A 25,670-nucleotide genomic window follows, 5' to 3' on the forward strand; every position below is an offset into this window, starting at 1 on the left:
TTAGATAATGGTAGGGCTTTATTTAAGGAAGAGGATTTTTTTCGTGATTTTACTTTAATGCTTGATCGAGCGTGTCAAGATTTCGACGCATTAAGCTAAAGTAATCTTCTTTGTTATTAATATCTTCCTCAGTAAGAACAGATAAATTGTGAAGACGAAGCGCTTTTGCTCCAATTTCGGATTGGAGGCTTTTAGCCACCTTAGGCGTGACGTTTTGTTCGAACAATACATAATCCAACTCTTTCTCCTTAGCCGTATGAATAATTTCTTCAAGCGCTTTTTGAGATGGCTCATTTGACGGAGAAAGCCCTGAAATCGCAATTTGATGAATGCCATAACGGTTTTCCCAGTACCCGTAAGCAGCATGAGAAACAATCATTTCAGGATGATCTTTGGAATCAACTAAACTAGCAAATTCTTTATCCAGTGTCGTTAAATCGTTTTTAACTTTTTGAAAGTTGGCTTCGAAATCCTCTTTTGCATCTGGATGAAGTTTAATTAATGTTTCTTTAATGTTTTCCGCCATTTCTATCGCTTTATTAGGGTCAAGCCATACGTGAGGATCTTCATCACCGTGGTGATGCTCATCCGAATGTTCCTCTTCAGAGTGCTCTTCGTGTTCATGTTCTTCTTCTGAATGCTCTGCATGTTCTTCATTATTTTCTTCACTATGTTCTAAGGTTTTAATTCCTGATGAAGCTTCAACAATCTCTACATCACCCACCGAATCGGCAATAGCTTCAGCATAGCTTTCCATTCCTAACCCGTTATAGATAAAGGCATCGGCTTTTGCAATCTTTATCATCGTTTGTGTCGTTGGTTCGTAAGTGTGTGCATCCGATCCAGGTGGTAAAATCGAGACAACTTCCACATGTTCCCCACCTATTTTCCTTGTGAAATCTTCAATTGGAAATAACGTTGTATAAATACTTAGTTTCTTTTCTTCACTAGTTTCATTAGAAGCAGTTGTACTCGTTTCTTTTCCCCCACACGCAGCTAATACCAAGACAGTCATCAAACATAATAAAATTTTCCCGCAATCTAAATTCAAACTATTTCCCCCTCGTAAAATTCTATTATTAATATTATCGTAATGATTTCGATTTGTAAATCAATATCATTACGTTTTGTGTTAAGGTATTTAGAGTCGAATGGATAGGGGGTAAAATGAAGCAAATCCCTTTCTTTTCTTTCATACAAAATCAATTTGGAATGATCGATTGCATTATAAATTTATCTAGTATACAATACAAATCGTAATAGTTACGATTTGTGGGGTGGTTATATGTATGAATGGATTATTATAGGTGGAGGTATTCACGGTTGTACGATCGCGACGTCCCTTTTAAAAAGCGGAAAAGTCAAAAAAGAGGAGATTTTAATCATTGATCCTCATTTCGGACCTCTTGAAAGGTGGAAAGAGAGAACCAAGCGCATACAGATGCCGTTTCTTCGATCTCCTTCTGTTCACCACATTGATGTATCTCCTTTCAGTTTAGACAAATATGCAAAAAAGATGAATTATGACAACCCTTTTTACGGTTACTATGATCGCCCCTCATTAGGTCTCTTTAATCAACATGCAACCTCCGTTTTTAAAGAAGCTTGCTTACAAGGTAGTTGGTGTCAAGCGAAGGTGAAGCAAATGAAGAAACAAGGACCATTTTGGGAAATTGAAACGGAAGATCACCGCATTTATTATACAAGAAATAGTGTTATCGCGATTGGTAATAATGAACTGCACTATCCGCCATGGGCAACTGAATTGAATAATGGGTATCACATATTTGATGCTGAACTAAACATGGATAATATAAAGCCACCTTTTTTGATCGTTGGAGGAGGAATTACGGCAGTCCATACAGCTATTGGTCTGTCTCGTCGGTTTCCTGGGGAAGTCACATTAATGTCTCGTCATCCATTTCGTGTACATAACTTTGACAGCGATCCTGGGTGGCTTGGGCCTAAATATTTGGACGCTTATTCTCAGGTTAAGAACTATGATGTTAGAAGAAAGATGATTCATCAAGCAAGACATCGTGGCTCCATTCCTTCTGAACTTTACAGTCGATTGCATCACTTAAAAAAACAAGGGAAATTATCAATTGTTCAAAATGAAATCCAAACTGTTTCTAGTGAATCCAATGAATTAATGACAAAAGAATCAACAGTTTATCGACCAGCAACGGTGCTCTTTGCTACAGGGTTTGAACGAGCGTTAACAAATCAACGTTGGCTTCTTCAATTAATCGCTAAAGAAGAACTTACGTGTGCTAATTGCGGTTATCCAATTGTGGAAGAAAGCCTGGAATGGTGCCCACACCTATTTGTTATGGGGCCTCTTGCGGAGCTTGAGATTGGTCCAGCTTCACGCAATATTATTGGAGCGAGGAAAGCGACAGAACGAATTATGAAAAGCACACGTTTTAAATCGTAATAATTTTGATTTGGAGGATGGAAGGTATGACCAATATAGTCCCAGTGACAGTGTTAAGTGGATATTTGGGATCTGGTAAAACGACGTTACTAAATCATATTCTAGCAAATAGAGAGAAACGTCGGATTGCTGTGATCGTCAACGATATGAGTGAAATTAATATTGATGCAGAACTAATTAAAAGTGGTTTTGCTAGAACTGATGAAAAGTTGGTGGAACTTCATAATGGATGTATTTGCTGCACGTTAAGGGAAGATTTGATGATTGAAGTTAAAAAATTGATGGAAAGAGGGGAGATTGATTATCTAGTTATTGAATCAACAGGCATTTCGGAACCGGTTCCTGTGGCTCAAACCTTTACATATATGGACGAAGCGTTAGGCATTGACCTTAGTCGCTTGTGCAGGTTAGATACAATGGTTACCGTCGTTGATGGTAATCGATTCTGGCATGACTATAAATCAGGAGACTCCTTATTAGATCGTGAGGAAGAAGCGTCAGAGGGTGACGAGCGTGAAGTGGTGGATTTATTAATTGATCAAATTGAATTTGCAAATGTTCTATTGCTTAATAAAACAGATTTAATGGATAAAACAACGATAGGGAAACTAGTGTCCGTCTTAAGTACACTTAACCCTGATGCCATTATTGTACCAACCACTCATGCCAACCTTTCTCTTGATCAAGTGCTCAACACAAAGTTATTCAACTTTGAAGCTGCAAGTCAGAGTGCTGGATGGATCAAAGAACTTAATAACGAACATATACCCGAAACTGAAGAATACGGTATATCTTCTTTTGTCTATCGGAGGAAGCAGCCTTTTCATCCTGGAAGATGGCTATCTTGGCTTGAACAATGGCCAGACGAAATTGTCCGTGCAAAAGGATTCTTCTGGCTTGCTTCACGAAACGATGTCACAGGATTATTGTCTCAAGCAGGTCCATCCCTCAGTATTGAAGCGGCTGGGAACTGGGCTGCAACCTACTCGATTGAAGAGCAAAGGCAGGCGATTGATGAAACTCCTGAACTACTAGAACGCTGGGATGATCTTCACGGCGATCGCATGACGGAACTTGTGATGATTGGTCTTCATTTGGACCAGGAGCAAATTGAACTGTCGCTTGATCGTTGTCTATTGACTGATTATGAGATGGAGGAAGATTGGTCGACATTCTCTGACCATTTACCAAAATACCACTAAGAGAGGAAGAGTTAGATGGCTAAAAAATCAAAAGTAGCTAAAGAAAAGAAACGTCAGAAGCTCGTTCAGCAATACGCTCAGATTCGAAAAGAGTTAAAAGAAAAAGGAGATTATGAAGCATTGCGTAAGCTGCCTCGTGATTCTTCACCAACTCGCCTTACAAATCGTTGTGAAGTAACAGGGAGACCGAGAGCATATTTAAGAAAGTTCAAGATGTCCAGGATTGCGTTTCGTGAGTATGCTCATAAAGGACAAATCCCTGGCGTGAAAAAATCTAGCTGGTAAAAAAGTGAAATGGGTGTAAAATTCAAGTGGAAAACAAGTGACCTCTTATGATTAGGAGGTCACTTCCGTTTAAACAAAGCTAACAAAAGATAATGTCAAAAAAGATAGAATACCTACTGATGAATCTTTTCTAAATCCAGTTCAGCTGCCTCTTGAAACACCTCAACCAAAATCTCCATCCCTTTCTCAATTTTATCCTTAGTTGAATGTGTGAAATTCAATCGCATTGTATTTTGCTTTGCATCTGCTACATAAAAAGGTGCACCAGGAACGTAGGCGGCGCCTCTATTTACAGCTGTATTTAGTAAAAGGGTTGTATCAATTTCTTCCGGTAATTCTACCCAAAAGAACATCCCACCCTTAGGAACCGTATAGGAAAGACCAGTTAGCTCTGCTTGATCAAGCAAACGCTGCATGACTTTCATGCGCTCATAATAGGTGCGTCTTAAGTTTTGTATATGACCGTTCAAATCAAAGTCGGTGCAAAGATGGTAAAGGGCGTGGTGAGCTAGAGAGTTCGAATGCAAATCGGCTGCTTGCTTTGCCTGCGCCATGATGCGAATGATTTGATGAGGGCCTTTGATCCATCCTGTTCGTAACGCAGGCACCACCGTTTTCGAAAAGGTGCTCGTATAGACGGTGTGCGAACCATCGTCTAATGCCGAGATTGGTGTGTACGTTTGGTTGCTATCAAATTTGATCTCACCATAAGGATCATCTTCAAAAATGATAACTTTCTTTCGAATGGCCGTTTCTAATAGATGCTGTCGTCTTTGTAACGACCATACTTTTCCCATTGGATTGGAGAAGGTAGGGACAACGTACACACACTTTGGCTTGTGCTTTTTCATTTTATAATCTAGATCCTCAGGGACCATCCCATGCTCATCTGTTTCAACCGGAATAATCTTTACTTCATAGGACTGAAACACCTGAACAGCTGCTAGATATGTAGGATTTTCAGTAAGAACGATGTCACCGGGGTTGAACATGACCCGTGCAAATAAATCGATTGCTTGTTGAGAGCCGGTAGTAAGCATAATGTCATCTACCATTGAAGTGATTCCTTTCTTACCCATACGATCGACAAGCACTTCACGAAGCGGGGCATATCCCTCTGTGGCGTCGTATTGAAATGCTTTTCCACCAGATTCAAATGTCTTTGTGAATGCATTTTGTACGGCTTCTACAGGGAATAGTTCGTCATCTGGTAATCCCCCTGCAAATGAAATAACATCTCCTTTATTCGTGATTTTTAATATATCTCTTACCGCTGATGATTGAAGATGCTGCACTCTTTTAGCAAACCCGTACCTCATGACTAAAACGCCTTCCTTTGATTTAATATTTAAAATATTGTTATTATAGCATTTTAATGCGGTGAATGACTAGGCTGGATTGATTAAAAAGATTATAACATGAAGGAGTTTGAGCTTATCTCTGCTGTTACGATCGATTTAAAATAACAAAAAAGCATCTGCCAACGTAGCAGATGCTTTTACCAATCAATTCCCGCTCTCTTCCTTCAATTTTTCCATCTTTTTAACCCAAGTCTGAATATCCTTTCGAATCTGTTCTGCATGTGTATTTACTTTGTCGCGGTTTGCTTCTCCAAGCTGTTGATAGAGTTCATAGAAGGCGTTTCTTCTCTCAGTATTCCAATCTTTCAACTCGGTTGCTTGTTGTTCTGTGATCCATTTATTCTCTTCCATTATTTTGATCGATTCATCGATTCGGAAGGCTTCACGCTTTGAAATGTGAAACATTTCTCTTGGCGCTTGTTCTCCTTTCTTGTATTCATCAGATATTTCCCATCCGTTCGGAGCCATCGTATGAGCCCAAGCGAGGTCACTCATTGACGGGAGCCATTCGTATTCAATCGTTTGCTTTAAGTCATCTGGACTATCTGCTTGAAAGTATTCTCCGTTTCCTGCATCAGCCACTTCTTTTAACTGGTTTTCCGCTTCTGCATCAACATCAAATCCGATGATATTAACAGTGTTGCCATTGGCACTTAACTTCTCACTGGCAGCTACCGGGTCACCATCGCATGTTTCAGCTCCATCACTGACAATATAAATCGTCGTCGCTGAGTCGTAGGATCTGCTCATTTTATCTGCTTTTTCAATGGCAGCAGCTAAAGGTGTCCAGCCTTTACTTTCAAATGCATTCACGGATTCCTGAAATTCAGATTTATCATAGGTTCCCATCGGATAGACTTCTTCAATCCCCGTACAGGAAATTTGCTTATCTGCATCCGATTCAGAGCCTTTATGTCCGTAAACGACGAGCGAAACGTCACTATCCTTTCCAATCGTTTGAGCAAAGCTTTTCACAGCATTTTTAGCAGTAGTCATTTTCTTTTCACCATTGCTTTCTAACAGCATGCTGGAGCTTGCGTCTAGTAAAATAATCGCTTTATTAGGAGCTGCCTGATTTTCTTCCTTTTTCTGAACAGTCGGATCTGGAAGATATGGTTCTTCGAAGGGAGATTCATATTTCTGTGCTTTGTCTATGGCAGTGGGATAGTTTGGACTTGAAAGAAGCGTCAGAAAACCCTTTTGATAATCGTTTGTATCCTTGGCCTCTTTTGATAGTTTTTCTAAGGAGTCTGGTAGTTTTGCAGATATTGAACCAGGTAACTCAGGATTTGTTTCAAGTTCACCACTATCTTCTTCGTAGCTCAAATCATTTGTAAGTGTTCCACCACTCATTTTTTTTAGAGAATCCAACGAAACGGAAGGTGTAATCTCTTCATTGATTATCTGCTGTTTGTTATGCGAATCACTGTTTTCTTTCTTAGGAGCAGAAGACTGCTTCTGAGTAGCTTCATTATTCGAGCTACAGGCAGTTAAGATAAAGATAAGTGTGCAAATAAAAAACGTTCGGTACTTCATTTGTTTTCTCCTTATTCCGTATGAAATGGTTTAACTACGATTTTAGAAGGATGTTCGCTTCCTCTGGATTGAACAAGTAGATTGTTGTGCTTAAGAGGAAGGACATGCTTATTGCTGAAGAAAGGATGCTAGGATTCGAAAAAAATGTCATTAATTAATCATCTATGTATAAGTGACCGCTTAAGGCGATCACTTATGAACTTTCATATTTTTCTTCAAGTTCTTTCCGTTTTTCACTATAGTTCTGGCCTATCTCATCAACCTCATTAGATAATTGTTGGAGCTCTGGATATAGTTCTTCTGTTTTTTGTTGATCTTCTTCACTAACAGGAGGAACTTGAAGCTCAAGCATGTCAGACTGTAGCTCGAACATGTCTGTTAACGTTGTAACCTGATCAAGAAACAGTTGATGAAGCTCCTGAACTTCATTCGTTTCAAGCTTTTGATTAACATTTTCAGCCTGGGATTTTACATCCTTTAGCAAAGGAAGGATTTCATCATCCACGTATGTTTGAGCTTTTTTGGGCTCTGAATACTTTTCAATCAGCTTTGCGCCCATATCTGAGATTTTTTCGGACTTCTCAAAAAGGGCAATGCGATCTTCGTTATTGTATTCATTGAACTCATCTTCAGCAGATTGCCCATTCGCATTACAACCGCCTACGATAAAAAGTGTAAGTAGTAAGAAAAAGATTTTTTTCATAAGTAAATTCTCCTGATTTAAATTGATTTAATATTATCGTAGTTCTACTGTTCCATCCTTTTTTAAATAGAAAAGCTTTGTACCTGTAATTGCTTTTCCGTCTTCACTAATTTGAAGGAGCACTTGCTTTTCCCCACTAGAAGGGACTGGCGCATTGACGATTTTCTCCCACCCCGGAATGTTTGATTGAAGTGTTTTTGAAGAAGTGCTTGTGATTAAGTCGCCTGCAGTTTTTCCAGTCAAAGGAACCTCAGCTTTTCCTTGTAGCCAGCCATCAATGTTGTCGGCTCCAGGGATGCGGCCGACAGCCTCACCTATGGCTCGATTACCGGCACTTTCTGCGATCTTTTTTGCGTAATCTCCCATGTTCTGAGTTAATGCATTATGATCGATAGTGGTTTGAGAAAAATAGAGATCTGGATTGTCAGGGATAATCACGAGGTCTCCTCCAACCACGGTGTAATTAATCGGCTGCTCGTTAATGGTCGTCGTATGAATAGTTAAGCCTTCATCATTCTGAATATGATTAAGATCATATCCACCACCTGGCGTTAACTCCTGACCTTCTGATAACCCGTATTTGTCTATCGCTTCCTTTTGCGTCTCGGTTATCTCGGTACTATTGTTTTCATCAACGGTGTCAGTTGCCCAGTTCCACATATCGCTAAAGGTTTTTTCTGCTTTGTCTTTCTTCACGGTTTCACTAAGTTCACCAACATACCAATCATCAATTGAAACGACGCCATCAGGGTTCATTGTAATCATGGCACGGCGATCCCAATTCTCGCCGTCTCCTCCAATATAGACAAGAACCTGCTTCGTACCGGACTTTGGTACTTCTGCCGAAACAATTTCTTTCCAAAAAGGAATTTGCTTCTGAATGGATTCCGAAGCCTGTTCTTTTAGTAGATCTCCTGAATTAGCCCCCGTACCAGGAATGTCTGGCATGTTCCCCATTTTGTTATTTAATGCAGAAGCGCCAGGAATTTTACTCGCGCCTTTTCCAATAAAGTATTCACCAAAGGCACTGGCTGTGGTTTTGCCGATCTGACCGAAAATTTCTTCCGTTAAGCCGTACTCTGTGTTCTGCGTGTAGTACCACAGGTCTGGTTCATTTCTAAAAATAACGAGACGATCATTAATAATGGCATAATTCATAGGAACGCCGCGCAAATTGAATGTCTCAATTGCAACGCCATCCATCTCATCTAACATCGATAAATCCATTTCTTTTCCTTTGGCCACCTGGTGGGTACCATCGACAAATTCTTGAGCATTAGGATGATCTGAACCACTAAGCTCAGTAAGACCAGCAAAGTCTCGTTCATATCCTTTTAGTAGCTCGTAAGAATAAGTAGGAGAGCTTGAGATGAAAGTTCTACCAAATATATTCCAGAAAGTCGTCAAATAACTTCCAAACATTGATAACATCTCTTGTAACTGCTTCTGCTCTAGTGAAACTTTGAGCTGTTTGTACTGCAGAAGGTGATCTAACTGTCCGGATTGATAGGTTGAGATGTTTATCTTACCACCGATCATTAAGCCTTTCATTTCGTCAATGTATTGAATGATTTGTTGTATGTCTTGCTTCATTTCATCTAGATATGATGTTTGACGATGGTCAAATTGTTGCAAATCGTGAATGGTTTCATCAATTTCATTTCTAGCATGTTGAATCTGGTTTAGAAAGTCCTGATCACTTAGCTTTGGAATGGAGACAATATCACTCACAGTTGAAAGACTAGCATTCACATCATCTACCAAACTAATTGTGTTGGTTTCTGTATTTTTTAAACCGTTCGTTAAGTTCCCGTCGAGAAAATCTTCACAAATCACTCCGTCTTTTGCAGGCTCAAGTGCAACCGTTGCTTGCTTTAAATCATAAAGTTTTTGCTCGTATTGCTTTAATGAGAGTTGGAAGAATTCAACGAGTGGAACATGCCAGTCTTGATAGAAAAGCCGAAGAGCTTTTCCGCCCTTACCATCAAAGGCATTCTCTAGACTAATAAAATCTTGAATACTATTTTCGAGGTTTTGAAATTGCTCCATTTGGGTGTTCAGTTGTTTTGTGTTTTCTTCAATGGCGTTGCGCAAGGATTGTGTATGTAACAGCTTCACTGATTTACAGCCCCTCCCTATACAATTGTCAATTATGTAGTGCTTTTTTACCCTGAAAACAAGGATTTTAATCCAACTTTTTACATTGTTTAGATGATAGAAATAAAGTAGAACTGGTTATGAAAGAGTTCGAATGCTTTCATGGCAGAGGTTCACTATATAGTTTAAGGGTTGATTTAAAAGATTGAAACCTCCTTTTAGGAAATGGGAGTATAGTCATACAATTGGTAGTTTCACTTGCCGGGACTTAACTTATGGCTAATGAAGAATGAAATTGTGTTTTACTATTGAGAAAATTCTAATAATATTTTATACTACCTATAATCCATTTTAAGGTAAAAAAATCGAGTTAAGTATCATAATCCGGTTTCATTTATATACTTTTATCGCTAAAATGGTGATTTTATTCGTTCAAAGTATTCTAACTTAGTGTTTGTTTTGATTGGAGGTGAGAAAGTTGGAGTTAGATGAATTGGATAAAGGATTAATCGTTTGTTTATCACACGATGGTCGCATGTCATTCAAAGATATTGCTGAAAAGTTACAAGTAACAGAGAAAACAATCCGACTGAGATATAAGAAGCTAGTTGATGCTGAGGTGCTAAAAGTTGTTGGTATTGTGGATCCGGTAGCGGTCGGAGTGAAAGTGGCAGCAATTTTTCAAGTAGACGTTGAACCGAGCCGTCTGCAAGAGGTTGTTGCTGTCATGAAGAAATACAAAGAGGTTCGCTACATTACACTTACATCTGGTGAATACCCACTAATGATTCAAACGAATTTACCGAATCAAGAAGATATTCGGCTTATGGTGTACAAACTTTATGACATACAGGGGATTCGAAAGGTGAATACAACCTATCAATTTGACATTTTTAAAAATACGCACGATATTCTTTAGCGACATCACTACAAATAATAGGGGGAAGAAAGATGAGAAAGGGAATCATAGCAGTGTTGACGCTTGTAGTTGTGCTGATGACGGCTTGTTCTGAAGGAAGTAATTCAGCTTCTGATTCGGGTGAAGGTGGGGGTGAACCTAAAGATGGTGGCACGCTTATTTTTGCCAGAGGGGCAGATTCGCTATCACTCGATGCGATTAATGTAACAGATGGAGAATCAACTCGGGTCACACACAACATTTTTGAAACGTTATTTAAATACGATGAAAATTTAGAACTCCAACCAGGTCTTGCGACAGAGTATGACCTTGGAGAAGATGAGTTAACGTGGACATTGAAGCTTCGTGAAGGAGTGAAATTCCATGATGGAACGAATTTTAATGCTGATGCCGTTGTTTATAATTTTGAGCGTTGGATGGACCCTGATCACCCTGAGCATCATGGAGAATTTACATACTACTCATTTCTTTATGGGGGATTTAAAGGGGATAAAGATCATAAGATTGAACATGTTAAGGCGGTTGATGACTATACAGTAGAAATTAAATTAACAGAGCCAACTGCACCATTTATTAGCTATTTAGCGATTCCTATGTTTGGCATCGCGAGCCCAGAGGCAATTCAGAAGTACGGTAATACATTTAATGAAAACCCTGTTGGTACAGGGCCATTTAAATTTGAAAGCTGGTCTAGGAATGACAAAATTCAACTCGTAAAAAATGAAAATTACTATGTGGACGATATTCCTCGTCTTGATCAACTGATTTTTAGAGTAATTCCTGACAATTCGTCTCGATTCACTGCTTTACAAACTGGTGAGGTTGATATGATTGACGGTCTAAGCCCTGATGATGCTGGAGCGGTTAAGTCGGATGGTAATCTCGATCTTATTAAGAGACCGGGTTTTAATATTGGTTATTTAGCTTTCAATATGGAAAAAGAGCCGTTTGATGATCCAAAAGTACGTAAAGCTTTGAATTATGCGATTAATAAAGATTCCATCATTGATGCTTTTTATAACGGTATGGCTGAAAAAGCAGTTAATCCAATTCCATCTTCTCTTTGGGGGTACAATGAGGACATAAAAGGGTATGAGTATGATCCTGAGAAAGCGAAAGAATTGTTAGCGGAAGCAGGTTATGAAGATGGGTTTAAAACTGAATTGTGGGGGATGAGCAACCCTCGTCCGTACATGCCTCAACCGCTAAAAATTGCTGAAGCGATTCAATCTGATTTAGCTGATGTTGGCGTTGAGTTGGAGATTCAAACGTATGAGTGGGCGACTTATCTAGATAAAACAAGTAACGGTGAACATGATATGGCTTTGTTTGGGTGGACAGGGGTCATGGCAGATCCAGATAATTTCTTGTTTCCTAACTTAAGTAAAACAAATGCGACAAAGCCAGCCAATAATCGTGCCTTTTATAAGAGTGACGAGTTTACAGATCTTTTGCTAGAATCACGAACAACCTTTGATGAAGAAAAGCGAGCTGATCTTTATAAAGAGGCTCAGGAAATTTTTTATGAAGATGCACCATGGGCACTTATTTGCCATACAACGCCCCCACTCGCTAAGATGTCTTACGTACAAGGTTATGAAGCGCATCCGATGAATGATGATGCTTTCTGGAATGTATATCTGACAAAATAATAATAGAGAAGCACTTCCACTCAAAGAGGTGCTTCTCTTTTGTAAAAATCTACTTACAATAAGGAGCTACGTTATGTTTTCTTTATTAAAAGAGTTATGCGATACAATTGGTCCTTCAGGGTTTGAACAGAATATTCAAAGGAAAGTATTTAATCTTATTAAAGAGGAGGTTGATGAATGTAAGGTGGATCCCCTAGGAAATATCATCGCAAAAATGAATGGTAACTCGGAGCTTCCTTCTCTAATGATAGCAGCCCATTCAGACGAAATTGGTTTCATCGTCAAGAAAATTGAATCGAATGGTCTTATTCGATTTGAACAGGTTGGGGGGTTCGATAATCGTCTTCTTTTGTCTCAACCAGTTTTTATTAAATCAGATAATGGTCCAGTACATGGGGTAATCGGTACGATTTCCGCTCATTATGTCAAATGGGATGATCCTAAAAGAGTCAGCAATCACCGGGAGCTCTATATTGATATAGGTGCTTTAAATGATGAAGATGTTACTGGAATGGGTGTTCGAGTAGGTCAACCGATTAGCTATGGAACAGAGTTGAAAAAAGTAGGGCCGGAGAATGCACCTAAAGCAATGGGGAAGGCATTAGATGACCGTGCTGGCACGGCTTTACTAATTGATTTAATAATTAAGCTGAAAGAAGATAAAAACGAACGAGGCGATATTTATCTCGCATTTACCGTGCAAGAAGAAGTAGGGTTAAGAGGGGCGTCTGTTGTAGCAGCAAAGATAAAACCTGACTTTGCGATTGCTGTGGATACGACACCAACAAGCGATACATATGATGTGATTATGACGGGAACGAGAAGATTGGGCGGAGGACCGTGTATTAAATTTGCTGATAAATCACTTATTTCACATCCTTTAGTTAGCCAGCAGCTATTAAATGTAGCGAAAGAGAATGGAATTCCTTTTCAAGAAGAGATTTTCATGGGGATAGGTACTGATGCTGGAGCTATCCATAGGACGGGAGAAGGCATCCCTACTGGAGGTGTTTCCATTCCATCCAGGTATACGCACTCTCCGCATGAAGTGATTGATTTAAAAGATTTAACCGATACTGGTCAATTACTTTTAAGTTTCATTACGTCTTTGAAGCAATTAAAGGGGAGAGGGTTTTTAGATACGTAAATGAAGAGTGGTGTCTATAATTAATACTAAAGAAAACAAGCATGAAGAAAATTCATGCTTGTTTTCTATGAATCTTATTATTCATTAATTCCTACCGAATCAAATCCACCTTTTGCTCCTTCAACTTCAGCACTATCTTCCCCATATAGGTCAACAGCTGATTGCACAATAGCTTGACGTGCATCGCTAAAGTCCGATGTAGGTGTGAGGTATTGAGTTAAAGCACGATAATAGATTTGTCCAAGCTTCTCACGGCCAATATCCTGAGCAGTTAAGTAAGCAGCGTGATTAATAATGGAAGAATTGATGTGAACCCCGCCGTTATCTAAGTTACCAGGTAGATCGTAGAATTCATCCATATGAGAAGGGTATTTACCTTCACCATTTCCGTACGGAACATAAGCAGCACCAACTGGGTATTTACTAGGATCACTTAAGCTTCTAAGAGAGGTGCGTCCATCTGCAACGGCAGCAGGTGCCATAATGTCTTCTCCAATCTCCCAGTCCGATTCATCGATTAATGCCCCGAAGATATCCGAGAAGGCCTCATTCAAAGCACCGGATTGGAAGCGGTAAATAAGTTTAGCTGAATTAGAGGTCACTCCATGAGTCATTTCATGGGCTGCAACATCCAGGCTAGCGGAAAGAGGAATAAAGAATTCACCATCGCCATCTCCATATACCATGTAAGTCCCGTTCCAGAAAGCGTTGTTGTAATTATCACCATAGTGAACAACTGATTGAATCGGCATACCATTATCGTCGAGTGAGTTCCGTCCATGCTCACTTAAATAATAATCATAGACCTGTTCAGAGTTATAGTGAGCATCCACTGCAGGCTCAGCAAATTCAGATTTGAACGCCGCGCTTTTATTTGAAAAGACCTCGAGGTAGTTTTTGGAGTAATCATAGGTAATGATTCCATCTAATCCATCATGACTGTAATCTGCTAATTGAAAAGTGGTTCCTTCATTTTCAACTTTGTTTTTTGTGACATGTAGAAGACGGTGATCACCTAGTACCCCGGTACCAGTTCCCGTTTGTGTTTTGTAATGTCCTGCGTCCATAATGGCATTGTATTGATCCACAACTTCACCAGACCTAGCGTCAACAAACACGAACCAGTTACCAGGCTCATCTCCTAAGAAGTTTACATTCACCTTATAGGTAAGGTGATTTTTACCTTCGAATGGATAAATAACTAACTCAGAAGTTGGAACTTGATCTAAGGTAGAAGGAGCATTGGTCGAAGATTTTGCGACTTGCAAAGCATCTTCTGTAGAAAAGGAAGGTGATGTATTGAGCTTACTTGTTTCGACTTCTTCATTATAAGCCCCGTTTACGACTGTAATTTCATTGTCCGCATTGTAGTGAACAATAATTTCAGCACCTTCCACAGGTACGCCGTTCTTTGTTTGATTAAACCTAATGTGAGTCATACCAAGCTCATCTTTGACTGACTTTTTCTTTTTTAGGTCTGCTTTTGGGTTCTTAATGTTTACTTTTTCTTTATTTTGTTGCAGGTAGTTTAAGGCATCCTCTGTAGTAGAAGAGGAGCGTTTAACCGCTTGCTTTTCCTTCACAAATAAGGGAACGTTTGCTTTCTCGTTCCATTGCTTATAGTTATCGACTTGATGAGTAGGCTGTTCGGCTAAAACATTTTGATAAGGTACCGAGGCTGTGATTAAGGCTGTGGTCACTACAAGTGAGGCAATGAACTTTTTTCTCAAATAAATTCCTCCTAATATGTAATCTATTAACAATTATATAGGGAAGATGAACGAACCTCATGAGTCGTTGTAATTATCTTAAAATAAAGAAAAATAAGAAAATGGTTATTTTGAACTGATATTAAAGGCCTGTATTTAATACCAGTTACTATTTGAAATAGATTCCAGAATTATTAGTTAAAAAATAGTTAATAAGGGATTTATTTCATATAAAGAGTTATCATAGAAGAGCAGTATAAAAATTAGAGAGGCTGTGGAACTATGAAAATACGATCTATTTTTCTAACCGGAGTAATTGCAATGTTACTACTTTTGGTTGCTTGTGGTGGTAATGAAGAACAAGCAAGCACGAATTCTAGTGAAGATTCTAAAAAAGAGGAAAATCAAAGTAAAAATGACCAAGCTGAAGAAATAAAAAATGATCAAGAAGCAGCAGAAGAATCTACGCCTGCGACAGCTTCTGGGGAAATCATGAATCCTAACATTGCAGAAGAATCGCAAGGAGATGTTGAAGAAGTCTATACAAGTGAAAATAACCTTGATTATGTACATGATATGGAAGGATTTAAAGTATCCATAGATCAATATCAAATTGTGAAAGTAACGGATATGAATGAGGATATGTACATACAATTTGATGATCAAACTGACGGGTATGTCGTTACTGCAAAAGTAACCATTGATAATACCCGTGATAAACCTATTTATTATCCGAGTTATATACGCATTCAAGGTGTAAATGAAAGTGATTTCTTAAGTTCTGAGAAAACGTTCGTAAGAGATCAGTATCCAAAATCAAAAGTTGAAGATGAACCTTCAAAGTTTGGAGCTGGTGAAAAAGTTTCGGGATTTGTTACATTTACCCTTACGAATGATCAATATGACGTTATGACAGATGTGAAACCGAAGTTTGTTATTGAAGGTGGAGCAGCAGATAATGATCAATTTAAAGATTCTTTTAAAGGAAATGCAACGTTTGACTTAATCTATGGAGAAGAACAAAAAGCTCAAGTAGAAAGTGAAGCGGGGTTATATCCTGATCAGCTAACAACAGGAAATATGGCTGATAAAGAGATGATTCTTGAAAAAGCTGGGATAGACAAAACAAAACAACTTGGTGATGTTGAGGTAACCTTAAATGGGGTTCAATATGCAGAAATTAAGCCTACAGCTGGGAATGAAGAACGATTTAGTAATTTTGGTGATGTTGGTATTGTCGCTGTTACTATTAAATTAACGCTAAATAATCAATCAGAAAGCCCAATCAATATTTCTCTTTTATCATCGCACCTTTTAATTGATGAGGATCGCGGTTCCGTTTTATCACAATTAATGGTAGAACCGAGAGAACCAAAGGAAATTGAAGCAGGTGAAACGGGAGAAAAGTATCATGTTTTCATGTTTAGAAAAGACGATTTTGAATCGATGAAAAAATTCGATTTAGAATTTGGTCCATTTGTTGGTGAGGATGGAAAAGATCTTTACAAAGGTAAAACCGTTACTTTTTCATTGCCTCGATAATAATCGATAATGCCATTTTTTATACTGATAGTAAAAAGAAGGGGGAGGAATGGATGAGAGAGGAGCTTCAAAGTTTACTTAGTAAAATAACTGATAACCATCATTTTTCTGGAGCGATCGCCATTTTTAATAGTCATGAAATTTTAGAAACTTCCTCAGGCTATGCCAATCGAGTAGAACAACAATTAAATAAAGTGAATACGAGATTTGGTATTGCTTCAGGTAGCAAACTGTTTACAGCAATTGGAATTGCTCAATTAGTTGAGAAAGGACAATTATCTTTCGAAACGAAGCTGTGTGACTGTCTAAATGTGCCTTTTCCTCACTTCAATGAAAAGATTACGATTCATCAACTGTTAACACATACATCAGGTATTCCAGATTATTTTGATGAGGCTGTCATGGAAGACTTCGAAGAACTTTGGACGAAGACACCAATGTATCTACTAAAAAGCCTTCAGGGCTTTCTGCCACTGTTTCAAAATGATGAAATGGTAGCACAGCCAGGAGAGGCATTTTGTTATAATAACGCCGGTTACATCGTACTAGGTCTAATTATCGAGCAGCAAACTGGAATGACTTTTCAACATTATGTTGAAGAAAACATCTTTAAGCCTGCTGGCATGAATGATTCAGGTTATTTCTCTTTAGATTGTCTTCCTCAAAATACAGCACTAGGCTACATTGATGAAGATGACGGCTCTTGGCGGACGAATACCTATGCGATTCCGATAATGGGTGGATCTGATGGAGGCGCATTTGTGACAGCTTCTGATATGGTGAAGTTATGGGAATCACTCATTGATTTTCGATTAGTGAATAAGGGTCTTACAAAAGAATTACTAACCAACCATGTGGATGTAAAAGAAGGCGTAGGCTATGGGTACGGTGTTTGGATAAACGACCAGAACGGACGTGTCGTAAAATACCATGTGATGGGCTATGATCCAGGAGTGAGCTTCCATTCTGCTTACTATCCAGAGAGTGGATATAAGATCGCCATTCCTTCAAACCACGGTGATGGTGCATTTGATGTGATGAAAGACTTCGAAGAAATGTTTCAACGATTAGATACGTAAAAACAAAAACTACGGGCCTCGAATAAGGGGGACCGTAGTTTTTTCTGTGCGATTAGCTTTTTGATGAAGAAAGACGATTATAGATCACTAATACAATGATTAAAACAACGAGACATACACCGATTAAGATTCCGATTAGGAGCTGAAAAGAGGTAGATGTCGTTTCGTTACCTTCTGAGTTAGTCGACGTAAAAGCTGCCGCCTCTGATGTAGAGAAAAGATTGAGGTTCTCTGCTTTGTCTTTAATCGTGCTATTTTCTTTACTCATTGAGAGAAATAGTTCATTTCGGGTACCTTCAGGATTAAAAACTTTTTCCCCATTAAAAGATATAGTCTTTTGATCTTCGGAGATATCTTCCATTTCCTTAGTGGTAGAATCATAAATTAAGTCATTGTTTTTCTTAAATTTGTTCTTTTTGTATTCATTTGGTAAGAGCTCATTGATGTCTGTGTTTCCCTCTGCTGCCACTGGTACGATGTGACAGCAGAGAAGAATCAAACTGAACAGGAAAATAATCTTAGGCTTCATGGGCCTCATCCTTTTTAATTTGTGTCCATGAACGCTTGTTTAAAGCATATTGAAGAATGATCAGGACGATCAAAATGGCAGATAAAATCATCGCACCTTCTGAAAAGAGTGTTTGTGTACTGTTCTGAATTGACATATACACGCGAGACATAGGATCAGTAAAGCTAAAGTTTGGTGTTGAAAGAGCAAGTAAAGGTGTGACAAACAAAGCGACGAGGCCAACGGTAACAAGCCATCCGATTAAATGGTGACTCATGAAGGCTACACGAATGAGCGCCGCACAGCTTAATAGTAGTAAGATCGTAAAGATGGTCCATTCCATCGATCGATCGTTTCCTAACGGATAAATCGATAAACTGTAGAGGCTAATTACTAGCCCAACGATACTTGTTAGCATTAAGAATAAAATACTTTGTAACCACCATGGACCGTATTGGAAATAGTAGCTTGCATAACCAATTAACAAGCTGCTTAAAAGAATAATGAATAAAATGACCACTGGTGGAAGATTCGTGTCTTTTTTATCTGTAAAGACGCTTCCTGTCACGTCGATTGGGGTAGCAAGGAAATCATAAACGTAATCATTTGATTGCCCATCGACAAAGGCATTTCCCATGACATTAAAGACATCATCCCGAATCATAAGGGTGGAAGCGACGTTCGTTTCCCACTTGTTGTTAAGTGTGTTCGCATCTGTCTGCACTTCAGCTACTCGAGACTGAAGTTCATCCGTGTACGAGAGAATTTCAGATTGACTATCTTCAATTGAATCCATCCAATCATACAAAGACCCCATCTGACTCTTAACCTGGTCATGATTATTAATAATTTGTGTTCCTTGAGCTGTTTCATCAGGGGTTTGCTGCTGAGATTGTTGCATTTGATTTAGAACATTGTCAGCTTCTTCTTCAATGCCATTCAAGCTTTCAAGCAATTTTGCTTGCTGGGTATCGAGGACGTTTTTATAGTCTGCTAAAAAGACAGTGAAATCATCCTGTAGCGTAGTAAGGGCATCGCTTGTTTTCGGCACCTGGTTACCAACCGCATCCCATTGACCTTCCTCATTGTTCGTAAGTTCTAACATGTTATTCACTTCTTCACGAAGATCATTGTCCTGTAGAACAGTTTCCTTTACGTTGTTTTTAGAAAGCATGCTATTGAGTGTTGCTTCATATCTGTCTAAATAAGCATAATACTGAAGAACATCTGTTAAATTCTCCCCTTTAATTGGACGTTGGAAATAGACGGATAGTGTATCTTTTCTAGCTTGTGAAAGAGCTGGAGATGCTAGTATTGCATTTTCTTTCTCATTGATACCTGATGATATTCGATAGATTTTATCAGATACCATCACTAGTAAGTCTTTTAGCTCGGTATTTGATTCTTTTAACACATCAACCTGTTCCATTAACGTTTCTTTTTGAGAAGAGAGTGTTTCATTTTCTTTCGTTAGCTTCTCCAGTTCCTTTGTTAACTCTTCAATTTGTTCAAGTAAACTTTTATTTTCTGTTGTGAGTGATTCAATAAGCTTCTTTAATTCTTTTAGTTCGCCATCTAGTGGGTTTTCGCCGCCTTCTTTGGCTAGAAGCTGTTGTTCAGTTTGCTTGATTCGATCGTTAAGCGTTAGCAACGTTGTCGATGCGGATTGAAGATCTTCTACTTTTGGTTCTTCTAGGGCGATCAATGTTTCTTGTAACGCAATGACTTCCTGAGCGATCGCTAATAGCTCGTTACGTTCTGTACTTAGATCAACAGGAGTTGAACCATTCGTTTCCTCCTCCTCCTCATCGATCACAGGTGGATCTTCGTTTTGTAAGCTTTTTAGAAGTTTTGTAAGATCTTCCGTTGGATCCTCTTCTTCACTAGGATCTTCTGGATCTTCAGGCACTTCAGGGAGTTCGGGATCATCCGGAATAATGATCTCGTCACCATCACCAAGTTTATTGCTAAGCGTAGCGATTTCACCCTCTAGTTCATTTAATATCATTGAATCTTTAAGTTGCTGGTAGTAGTTTAGAATTCGTTCTTGAAGCGTATAGAAATCGTTAACCTGACGCTCGACCTGATTGTACCGAAGTTCTTTTAGACCAGCGAACATTTCTTGCTGCTGAATCATTTGGTTTTCTACCTGAGACATGTTTTCAAGTACGCTCTCAGATTTTCCTTCGAACAGTTCTTTGTTGTTCATAAACATCGGTTGAGGCATTTCTGTAGCTTGTGAAATCGAATTGACAGAATCGGCTTGGATTTGTTCTAGAACTTCTTGCTGCTTCTGCTGATACTCACGGTAGTCATTTGTATAAGTAACAAAGTTTGCTAGATTTTCTTGAAATCCTTCCATCGTATCTGTTTGGTCAGCCGCACGTTCCTCAGCATTTTCTGAAGTTGATTGAAGGTTTGCAAGCATCGAAACTTGCTGCTCCATCTGCTCGGCCAAATCTTTCGAACTTGGTGTATAGAAAGAAAGCATCGTTTGTTGGAATGCTTTCTCTTTCTCTACAATTTGGTCAAACTCTTGTTGGATGTTGACGAGGTCATTTGAAACATAGTTCCAATAAAGAGAAGACATCTTCGTGTTTACGCGATTCGTTGCTTGTTCAAGTTCAAGCAAAACTTGCTCTTTATTTAGAGCATTTAATTGATTCTGTACAGTAAATGCTAACTTTGTTTGCTCCGGTTGGTTTTCGTCGTACGTTAGAATCTTCTCAGAGAAAGTGGAGGGAATATAAACAACGGCATCGTACTTCTGATTGTTTAATCCATTTTCTGCAGCACTACGTCCAACGACTTCCCAATTGTATTGTGATTCAGATTTAAGAAGGGGAGGGACGTCATTTCCGAACTTTACGAGTTCCTCGTCTTCTTCGGTTCCTGTATCTTCATTGATGACAGCGATCGTTTTCGTGGCACTCTCTTTCTTTTTCATCGGATTTTCTCCAATGGAAGTAAAGTAAATGAGCGGGAGAACTAAAATGATTGCTGTTACGAGAATGAGCTTAAGGATGCTTTTCTTTTCTTTCACGCATGGACCTTCCTTTCTATTTGAACTAGTGGAATTTGGATTTTTTGTGCGTTTTCACTTTGCACATAATAAGCAAATCCGGCTTTAATATCGGGTTCTTTCCTGTCAAAAGGCAGGTTAATGAGTGTTTGATCGGATTTCTTCATTAATAAGATGATTTGACGAACTTGTTTCAATTCAACTGTTAGCGGGTCATAGCCTTTCGTTAGTTCATTGCTGCTGCCAGATGCAACAATACTTAAGCCTAGGTGGCTATAGTTTTTCATTAGTGTGGTCATTCGATCCTGTAGCAGACTTCCGAGCGTTTGAGAAAATCGTCCATATCCATCGATAAAGAGGAGAACTCTAGAGAATTCAGGAAGCGTCTCACCACTATTCATACTTTCGTGGTACTTCATCTCACGTGACTTGAATTCAGTTGTCATTTGTTCAAGCCATTCTTCGATTTGTTCTTTTGTTTCTAAATAAGTTGTCTTTTCCTCATCTTTTAAATGAAATAACCCGCGATCGATTGAATCAAATATGGCAATATGGTCTCCTTCATGCTGTAATGCTTGCTGAGTAAGAAGTCGCATGATATTGGTTTTACCTTTTTGAGCCTGGCCAAGTACAAGACAATGTGAGGTCTGCGTAAAGGAGAGGGATACGGGCTTCACTGTTTCTTCATGCAGTCCAATTGGATAAGAGTTTTTTTGTTTGGAAGTTTGAATGTACGTCTTGAAAGTATTAAAAGTGAGATCACTCGGTAGCATTGGAATTGCTTCCGGCTTGCTTGTATCACGGTATTTCTCTTGGAGCATTTGAACTTCATCTTTCAATGAAGCTAGCTGTTCGTAATCATCTTCTCCTTTAGCTGGTAGGATGATTTGACCAAAGTGTGTTTTCTCCTTTTTCATAATGGCCCTACCAGGGATGGCTTCTGGTGCAAAAGGGATTCTTCCAAGAACGGTGTAAGCTTCCGAATTATCGAGTAAATAATGAACGATTTTCGTTTTAAGGTTATTCATAAGAGCTTGTCGAATGGAATTTAAACGGGTGGCGCTGACAATTAAATAAATTCCCAGCGACTGTCCATCTCGCGCAAACTGAGTGAAGATCGGATCAAGATCCATCAGCTCCTCTTTTACAAGATCGTAGTTATCGATTGTAATAAAGAGAAGGGGAAGAGGTTTTTCATTTAACCGATTGTACATCGTAATAGAGCTCACTTCTTCACGCTGAAAAAGTCGTTTACGTTTCGTGAATTCCTCTTGAATAAATTTCAATAATTTATTTAATTTACGTTCCTCATCAATTAAGAAATAATCTCCTGTATGGGGTAAATTCTTAATCGATAATAAGCCCCCGTTACCGAAATCGAGTAGATAGAATTGCGCTTCCTCCGGCGTGTTTGTTGATGCGATACTCATAAGTAACGTTAGAATGGTTTGCGTCTTCCCGAATCCTGATGAGCCAAATATGCCAACATTTCCATCTTTTATCAATTCATAATGGTATGGAGATTGGGCTTGTTTTTCAGGTTCATCCAGCAAGGCAAACGTCATTTTTTTCTTTTTGGATTCAAAATCATGACGATACAGTCGTTTCTCGAGTGGTGGTAGCCATGGGCTTGGTAATCTTCTTAGGCCAAGTTCCTGCTGGACATTAACAATTTTATCTACGATTACTTCGATTTCACTTTGCTTCTTTTTCTTGCTTTCTTCTGAAGAGGAAAGCTCTGATAGTGGAACGAGACCTAGGTCAGTCACAAGAGCGACTTCATCTTCCATATCCGAAGTATCTTCCATATAAGTCGCTCGGCTATAGGCGGATTGGAATAAGTCGTATACTTCGTTATTCCCAACCTGTAAGTAGGCGCGGCCTGTTACGGTTAGTGATGCCGCATCACCGTTCTTTAAAATTTCACGGCTATCCTCTACATTTTGTACTTTTAGAGCGACGCGGAAGCGAGCGTTACTCCAAATTTGATTATCAATGACGCCACCAGGTTTTTGCGTGGCAAGTATGAGATGCACACCTAGACTTCGACCAATTCTTGCAGCGCTGACAAGCTCTTTAATGAACTCTGGTTCTTCTGTTTTTAACTCAGCAAATTCATCCGAAATTAAAAAGAGATGGGGCATTGGTTCAGCTGCTACGCCATTTTTATAAAGAATCGTATAGTCGTTTATGTGACTCACTTCATACTGATCAAAGATGGTTTGTCGTTTCTTTAATTCGCTTTTAATGGAAGCGAGTGCACGCGTACTGAAATTTTCACTACCTTCGATATTTGTAATCGTTCCAAGTAGGTGAGGAATTTGTTTAAATGGCTGAGCCATTCCACCACCTTTATAGTCAATTAATAGAAACGCCACTTCATGTGGATGGTAGTGAACGGCGAGTGAAAGAATATACGTTTGTAAAAATTCACTCTTCCCGGATCCCGTTGTACCAGCTAGTAATCCGTGTGGGCCGTGAGCTTTCTCATGAAGATTCAACTCTACAATGTCCTGTCGTCCTTTCAGTCCTACAGGTGCTGCGAGAGACTTCGATGATTGATTCGTTACCCAGTTATGTGATATTGGCAATTCATCAATATCTTCCATGTTCAGCATCTGTAAGAAGGATACTTTGTCAGGAATGGAATTCGTAATGCCACGTTGGTGATTAAGTGTGCGGAGCATTCGAGAGAACTGTTCATTACCGCTTTGTTTGTGTTGATCAAGTTCGAATGAGATTTCGGAGGCTTTTTTCTCTTGAATAAGAATATCGCCTTCACTTTTGTTAATGTAGCGAATAAGCGTATGGATATTATCGGATAGACTCTCCTTTGCTTCTGCAACGAAAATCGTTGAAAGTCCTAGATGCGTGTGCTCGTTCTCTAAATACTCTAAAATGACATGGTCTGAGATTAAGTTGTGATTCGAAACAATAAACACATAGTGTGGGGCGAAACGTAGCTTTTCTTTATCTTCTTCTAGGTCACGTTCTCGAATCATTTCATAGATCGAAGAAAGGAGCTGATCTCGCGTTTGTTCATTGTAAATAAACCCTTTTGAAAAGGAACCTGGCATTTGAAAGTGAGGTAACCATTTCATCCATTCCCAATTGGCATATTCTTCTTCATCAAAAACGAAGACAAATCGAACGTCGTGATAGCTGTGGAAGAAGGCGAGCTGTCCAATGATTTGATGGAGCTCATTCTTCACAACCGCTTCTTTACCAATTAGACCGATTGCTCCCTGGAATAGGTTTGCAGTAATCGGGAGGGAGTGTAGTTCATTGTAAACTTGCTTCAGGTTCTGTGATTCTTCTAATAGCTCATCCATTTCTCTTGTCGACATGTCAGCTGAATTGACGGAAATTTTATAGCTTGCTGGTACCGTTCCTGTTCCCAAACGAAATTGAAGGAAGTCAGGACTCTCAAGGCTACGTTCCCATAAACGATCTGAAACCTGCTCTGTTAAGTATTTCATTCGCTCAAAGCTAGGGTTGTGGAACGTTAGCACTTTGCGTTGTTTTTGAGCCAATTCATGAAGTTCTTGTCGTTTATCCTCAAGGTACCTTTTATAAATCCGTTTCTTACGTGCTTTTGATTTCTTTTGATAACTTTTATCTTTGAAATATTGGACTGTCGATGTAACAAGCGTTGTCGCAAACATCACAACAGAAATAAGGATAAAGATTCCCCTTGGAATAAGAAGTGCCACTAGTCCCATTACAATTAGCATCATTAAAGGTGGTAGGATAATAAGCCATAGGCTTCGATTGTTTCGATCGGACTCTTGCGTAGGAAAGGAAAGATCGATTTTATCCTCAGGTAACTCATACATCATCCTTGGTGTACGACGATAGTTTGGGTATTTCTTTTTCATCTCAGATGACGGAATCGTAGCTTCTGGTAAAGAGGTTTCAAATGTTTCTGGGCTTGATATCTCAATCATATCTTCTGCAATTAATGTCAGTGTCATCATCGGTAGGAAAAGCATATCTCCGATTTGGAACGGTGACTTTCTATGTAAAAGCGAACCATTTTGGTAAACGGTTGATGGACTGGTAGCTGTAACTGTCCAATGATTCTTCTTGCGAACGAGGGTTAAACCAACGTCATCAGCTAGACGTTTCATTTGAATATCTGATGAGGCCTTGGATAGAGTTATTTCTTGCAGGTTACCAACATAATAAACGTGCCTCTTTGCTTTAGAAGTTATTATGACGGCAACTTCATCAGAACCTAATTGAAAAGTGGATTGTTTATTTAGAGGCAATGTCATGATTTCAGCATCATTTTTAAATAATTGGTAGTGTTGTTCTTTACGCTTTATCGAAAATACGTGTTCATCCGAATGAGAGGAAGGAATCGTAAACGAGTGATTGATACTTGTTCCGATCGTAATAGGTAGAGACTGTTTATCAAGCTCAATCGTTTGATACGTATCTCGAAAGAACACCCATAATTGTTCCATTA

General features: G+C 39.0%; 17 protein-coding genes. 8 read left to right on the plus strand and 9 right to left on the minus strand.

What is annotated here, in order from left to right:
* Positions 1-49 precede the first annotated feature (49 nt).
* Positions 50-1,051, minus strand: a complete 1,002-nt coding sequence (locus PQ578_RS04590; RefSeq protein WP_273832395.1) for a metal ABC transporter solute-binding protein, Zn/Mn family — start codon at positions 1,049-1,051, stop codon at positions 50-52.
* A gap of 234 nt (positions 1,052-1,285) precedes the next feature.
* On the opposite strand from PQ578_RS04590, the gene PQ578_RS04595 reads away from it, so the two are divergent.
* Genes PQ578_RS04595 through rpsN form a run of 3 tightly spaced genes read left to right on the plus strand, consistent with a single transcriptional unit; the run spans position 1,286 to position 3,924 of the window.
* The gene (locus tag PQ578_RS04595) at positions 1,286-2,437 is read left to right on the plus strand and encodes an FAD/NAD(P)-binding protein (protein WP_273832396.1); all 1,152 of its coding nucleotides are present in this window, start codon (positions 1,286-1,288) and stop codon (positions 2,435-2,437) included.
* Positions 2,438-2,463: 26 nt separating this feature from the next.
* Positions 2,464-3,639 carry a GTP-binding protein gene (locus tag PQ578_RS04600; RefSeq protein ID WP_273832397.1) on the plus strand — a complete coding sequence of 392 codons (1,176 nt, stop codon included), beginning with the start codon at positions 2,464-2,466 and terminating at the stop codon, positions 3,637-3,639.
* A gap of 15 nt (positions 3,640-3,654) precedes the next feature.
* Positions 3,655-3,924 carry a 30S ribosomal protein S14 gene (gene rpsN, locus PQ578_RS04605; RefSeq protein ID WP_165997464.1) on the plus strand — a complete coding sequence of 90 codons (270 nt, stop codon included), beginning with the start codon at positions 3,655-3,657 and terminating at the stop codon, positions 3,922-3,924.
* A 113-nt stretch (positions 3,925-4,037) separates the two neighbouring features.
* On the opposite strand, the gene PQ578_RS04610 is transcribed toward rpsN, so the two are convergent.
* The 4 genes from PQ578_RS04610 to PQ578_RS04625 all read right to left on the minus strand — a co-directional run bounded on the left by PQ578_RS04610 (position 4,038) and on the right by PQ578_RS04625 (position 9,642).
* Positions 4,038-5,243, minus strand: a complete 1,206-nt coding sequence (locus PQ578_RS04610) for an aminotransferase-like domain-containing protein (RefSeq protein WP_273832398.1) — start codon at positions 5,241-5,243, stop codon at positions 4,038-4,040.
* Between the two features lie 186 nt (positions 5,244-5,429).
* A complete protein-coding gene (locus PQ578_RS04615) occupies positions 5,430-6,821 on the minus strand; it encodes a vWA domain-containing protein (protein WP_273832399.1) in 1,392 nt (463 codons plus the stop codon).
* Positions 6,822-7,014: 193 nt separating this feature from the next.
* On the minus strand, positions 7,015-7,524 hold the full coding sequence (locus tag PQ578_RS04620; RefSeq protein ID WP_273832400.1) for a membrane lipoprotein lipid attachment site-containing protein: 510 nt from the start codon (positions 7,522-7,524) through the stop codon (positions 7,015-7,017).
* 33 nt (positions 7,525-7,557) lie between these two features.
* On the minus strand, positions 7,558-9,642 hold the full coding sequence (locus tag PQ578_RS04625) for an LXG domain-containing protein (protein WP_273832401.1): 2,085 nt from the start codon (positions 9,640-9,642) through the stop codon (positions 7,558-7,560).
* Positions 9,643-10,090: 448 nt separating this feature from the next.
* Between PQ578_RS04625 and PQ578_RS04630 the strand changes: the two genes are divergently transcribed.
* The 3 genes from PQ578_RS04630 (at position 10,091) to PQ578_RS04640 (ending at position 13,339) form a co-directional block, all read left to right on the plus strand.
* Positions 10,091-10,540 carry an Lrp/AsnC family transcriptional regulator gene (locus tag PQ578_RS04630; protein WP_420541531.1) on the plus strand — a complete coding sequence of 150 codons (450 nt, stop codon included), beginning with the start codon at positions 10,091-10,093 and terminating at the stop codon, positions 10,538-10,540.
* A gap of 32 nt (positions 10,541-10,572) precedes the next feature.
* Positions 10,573-12,192 (plus strand): ABC transporter substrate-binding protein, encoded by a 1,620-nt coding sequence (locus tag PQ578_RS04635; protein WP_273832404.1) that lies wholly within the window; start codon positions 10,573-10,575, stop codon positions 12,190-12,192.
* A 73-nt stretch (positions 12,193-12,265) separates the two neighbouring features.
* Positions 12,266-13,339, plus strand: a complete 1,074-nt coding sequence (locus PQ578_RS04640) for a M42 family metallopeptidase (RefSeq protein WP_273832406.1) — start codon at positions 12,266-12,268, stop codon at positions 13,337-13,339.
* A gap of 77 nt (positions 13,340-13,416) precedes the next feature.
* On the opposite strand, the gene PQ578_RS04645 is transcribed toward PQ578_RS04640, so the two are convergent.
* On the minus strand, positions 13,417-15,069 hold the full coding sequence (locus tag PQ578_RS04645) for a M4 family metallopeptidase (protein ID WP_273832407.1): 1,653 nt from the start codon (positions 15,067-15,069) through the stop codon (positions 13,417-13,419).
* A gap of 300 nt (positions 15,070-15,369) precedes the next feature.
* Between PQ578_RS04645 and PQ578_RS04650 the strand changes: the two genes are divergently transcribed.
* Positions 15,370-16,590, plus strand: coding sequence for a DUF5068 domain-containing protein (locus PQ578_RS04650; RefSeq protein WP_273832409.1), 1,221 nt, complete (start codon positions 15,370-15,372; stop codon positions 16,588-16,590).
* 53 nt (positions 16,591-16,643) lie between these two features.
* Positions 16,644-17,669, plus strand: coding sequence for a serine hydrolase domain-containing protein (locus PQ578_RS04655; protein WP_273832411.1), 1,026 nt, complete (start codon positions 16,644-16,646; stop codon positions 17,667-17,669).
* A 52-nt stretch (positions 17,670-17,721) separates the two neighbouring features.
* On the opposite strand, the gene essA is transcribed toward PQ578_RS04655, so the two are convergent.
* Genes essA through essC form a run of 3 tightly spaced genes read right to left on the minus strand, consistent with a single transcriptional unit; the run spans position 17,722 to position 25,668 of the window.
* Positions 17,722-18,198 (minus strand): type VII secretion protein EssA, encoded by a 477-nt coding sequence (gene essA, locus PQ578_RS04660; protein ID WP_273832412.1) that lies wholly within the window; start codon positions 18,196-18,198, stop codon positions 17,722-17,724.
* Positions 18,188-21,220 (minus strand): type VII secretion protein EsaA, encoded by a 3,033-nt coding sequence (esaA, locus tag PQ578_RS04665; RefSeq protein ID WP_273832413.1) that lies wholly within the window; start codon positions 21,218-21,220, stop codon positions 18,188-18,190. The genes essA and esaA overlap by 11 nt, the downstream gene beginning before the upstream one ends.
* Entirely contained in the window at positions 21,217-25,668 is a 4,452-nt protein-coding gene (gene essC, locus PQ578_RS04670) for a type VII secretion protein EssC (protein ID WP_273832414.1), read from the minus strand. The genes esaA and essC overlap by 4 nt, the downstream gene beginning before the upstream one ends.
* Positions 25,669-25,670 lie beyond the last annotated feature (2 nt).

It is taken from the genome of Guptibacillus sedimenti (assembly GCF_028610665.1).
Taxonomy (GTDB): domain Bacteria; phylum Bacillota; class Bacilli; order Bacillales; family Guptibacillaceae; genus Guptibacillus; species Guptibacillus sedimenti.

Excerpts from the sequence above, each read along its gene's own strand:
- PQ578_RS04595 (WP_273832396.1), top strand. The coding sequence starts at position 1,286 with ATGTATGAATGGATTATTATAGGTGGAGGTATTCACGGTTGTACGATC.
- PQ578_RS04600 (WP_273832397.1), top strand. The coding sequence starts at position 2,464 with ATGACCAATATAGTCCCAGTGACAGTGTTAAGTGGATATTTGGGATCT.
- rpsN (WP_165997464.1), top strand. The coding sequence starts at position 3,655 with ATGGCTAAAAAATCAAAAGTAGCTAAAGAAAAGAAACGTCAGAAGCTC.
- PQ578_RS04610 (WP_273832398.1), bottom strand. The coding sequence starts at position 5,243 with ATGAGGTACGGGTTTGCTAAAAGAGTGCAGCATCTTCAATCATCAGCG.
- PQ578_RS04615 (WP_273832399.1), bottom strand. The coding sequence starts at position 6,821 with ATGAAGTACCGAACGTTTTTTATTTGCACACTTATCTTTATCTTAACT.
- PQ578_RS04620 (WP_273832400.1), bottom strand. The coding sequence starts at position 7,524 with ATGAAAAAAATCTTTTTCTTACTACTTACACTTTTTATCGTAGGCGGT.
- PQ578_RS04635 (WP_273832404.1), top strand. The coding sequence starts at position 10,573 with ATGAGAAAGGGAATCATAGCAGTGTTGACGCTTGTAGTTGTGCTGATG.
- PQ578_RS04640 (WP_273832406.1), top strand. The coding sequence starts at position 12,266 with ATGTTTTCTTTATTAAAAGAGTTATGCGATACAATTGGTCCTTCAGGG.
- PQ578_RS04650 (WP_273832409.1), top strand. The coding sequence starts at position 15,370 with ATGTTACTACTTTTGGTTGCTTGTGGTGGTAATGAAGAACAAGCAAGC.
- PQ578_RS04655 (WP_273832411.1), top strand. The coding sequence starts at position 16,644 with ATGAGAGAGGAGCTTCAAAGTTTACTTAGTAAAATAACTGATAACCAT.
- essA (WP_273832412.1), bottom strand. The coding sequence starts at position 18,198 with ATGAAGCCTAAGATTATTTTCCTGTTCAGTTTGATTCTTCTCTGCTGT.
- essC (WP_273832414.1), bottom strand. The coding sequence starts at position 25,668 with ATGGAACAATTATGGGTGTTCTTTCGAGATACGTATCAAACGATTGAG.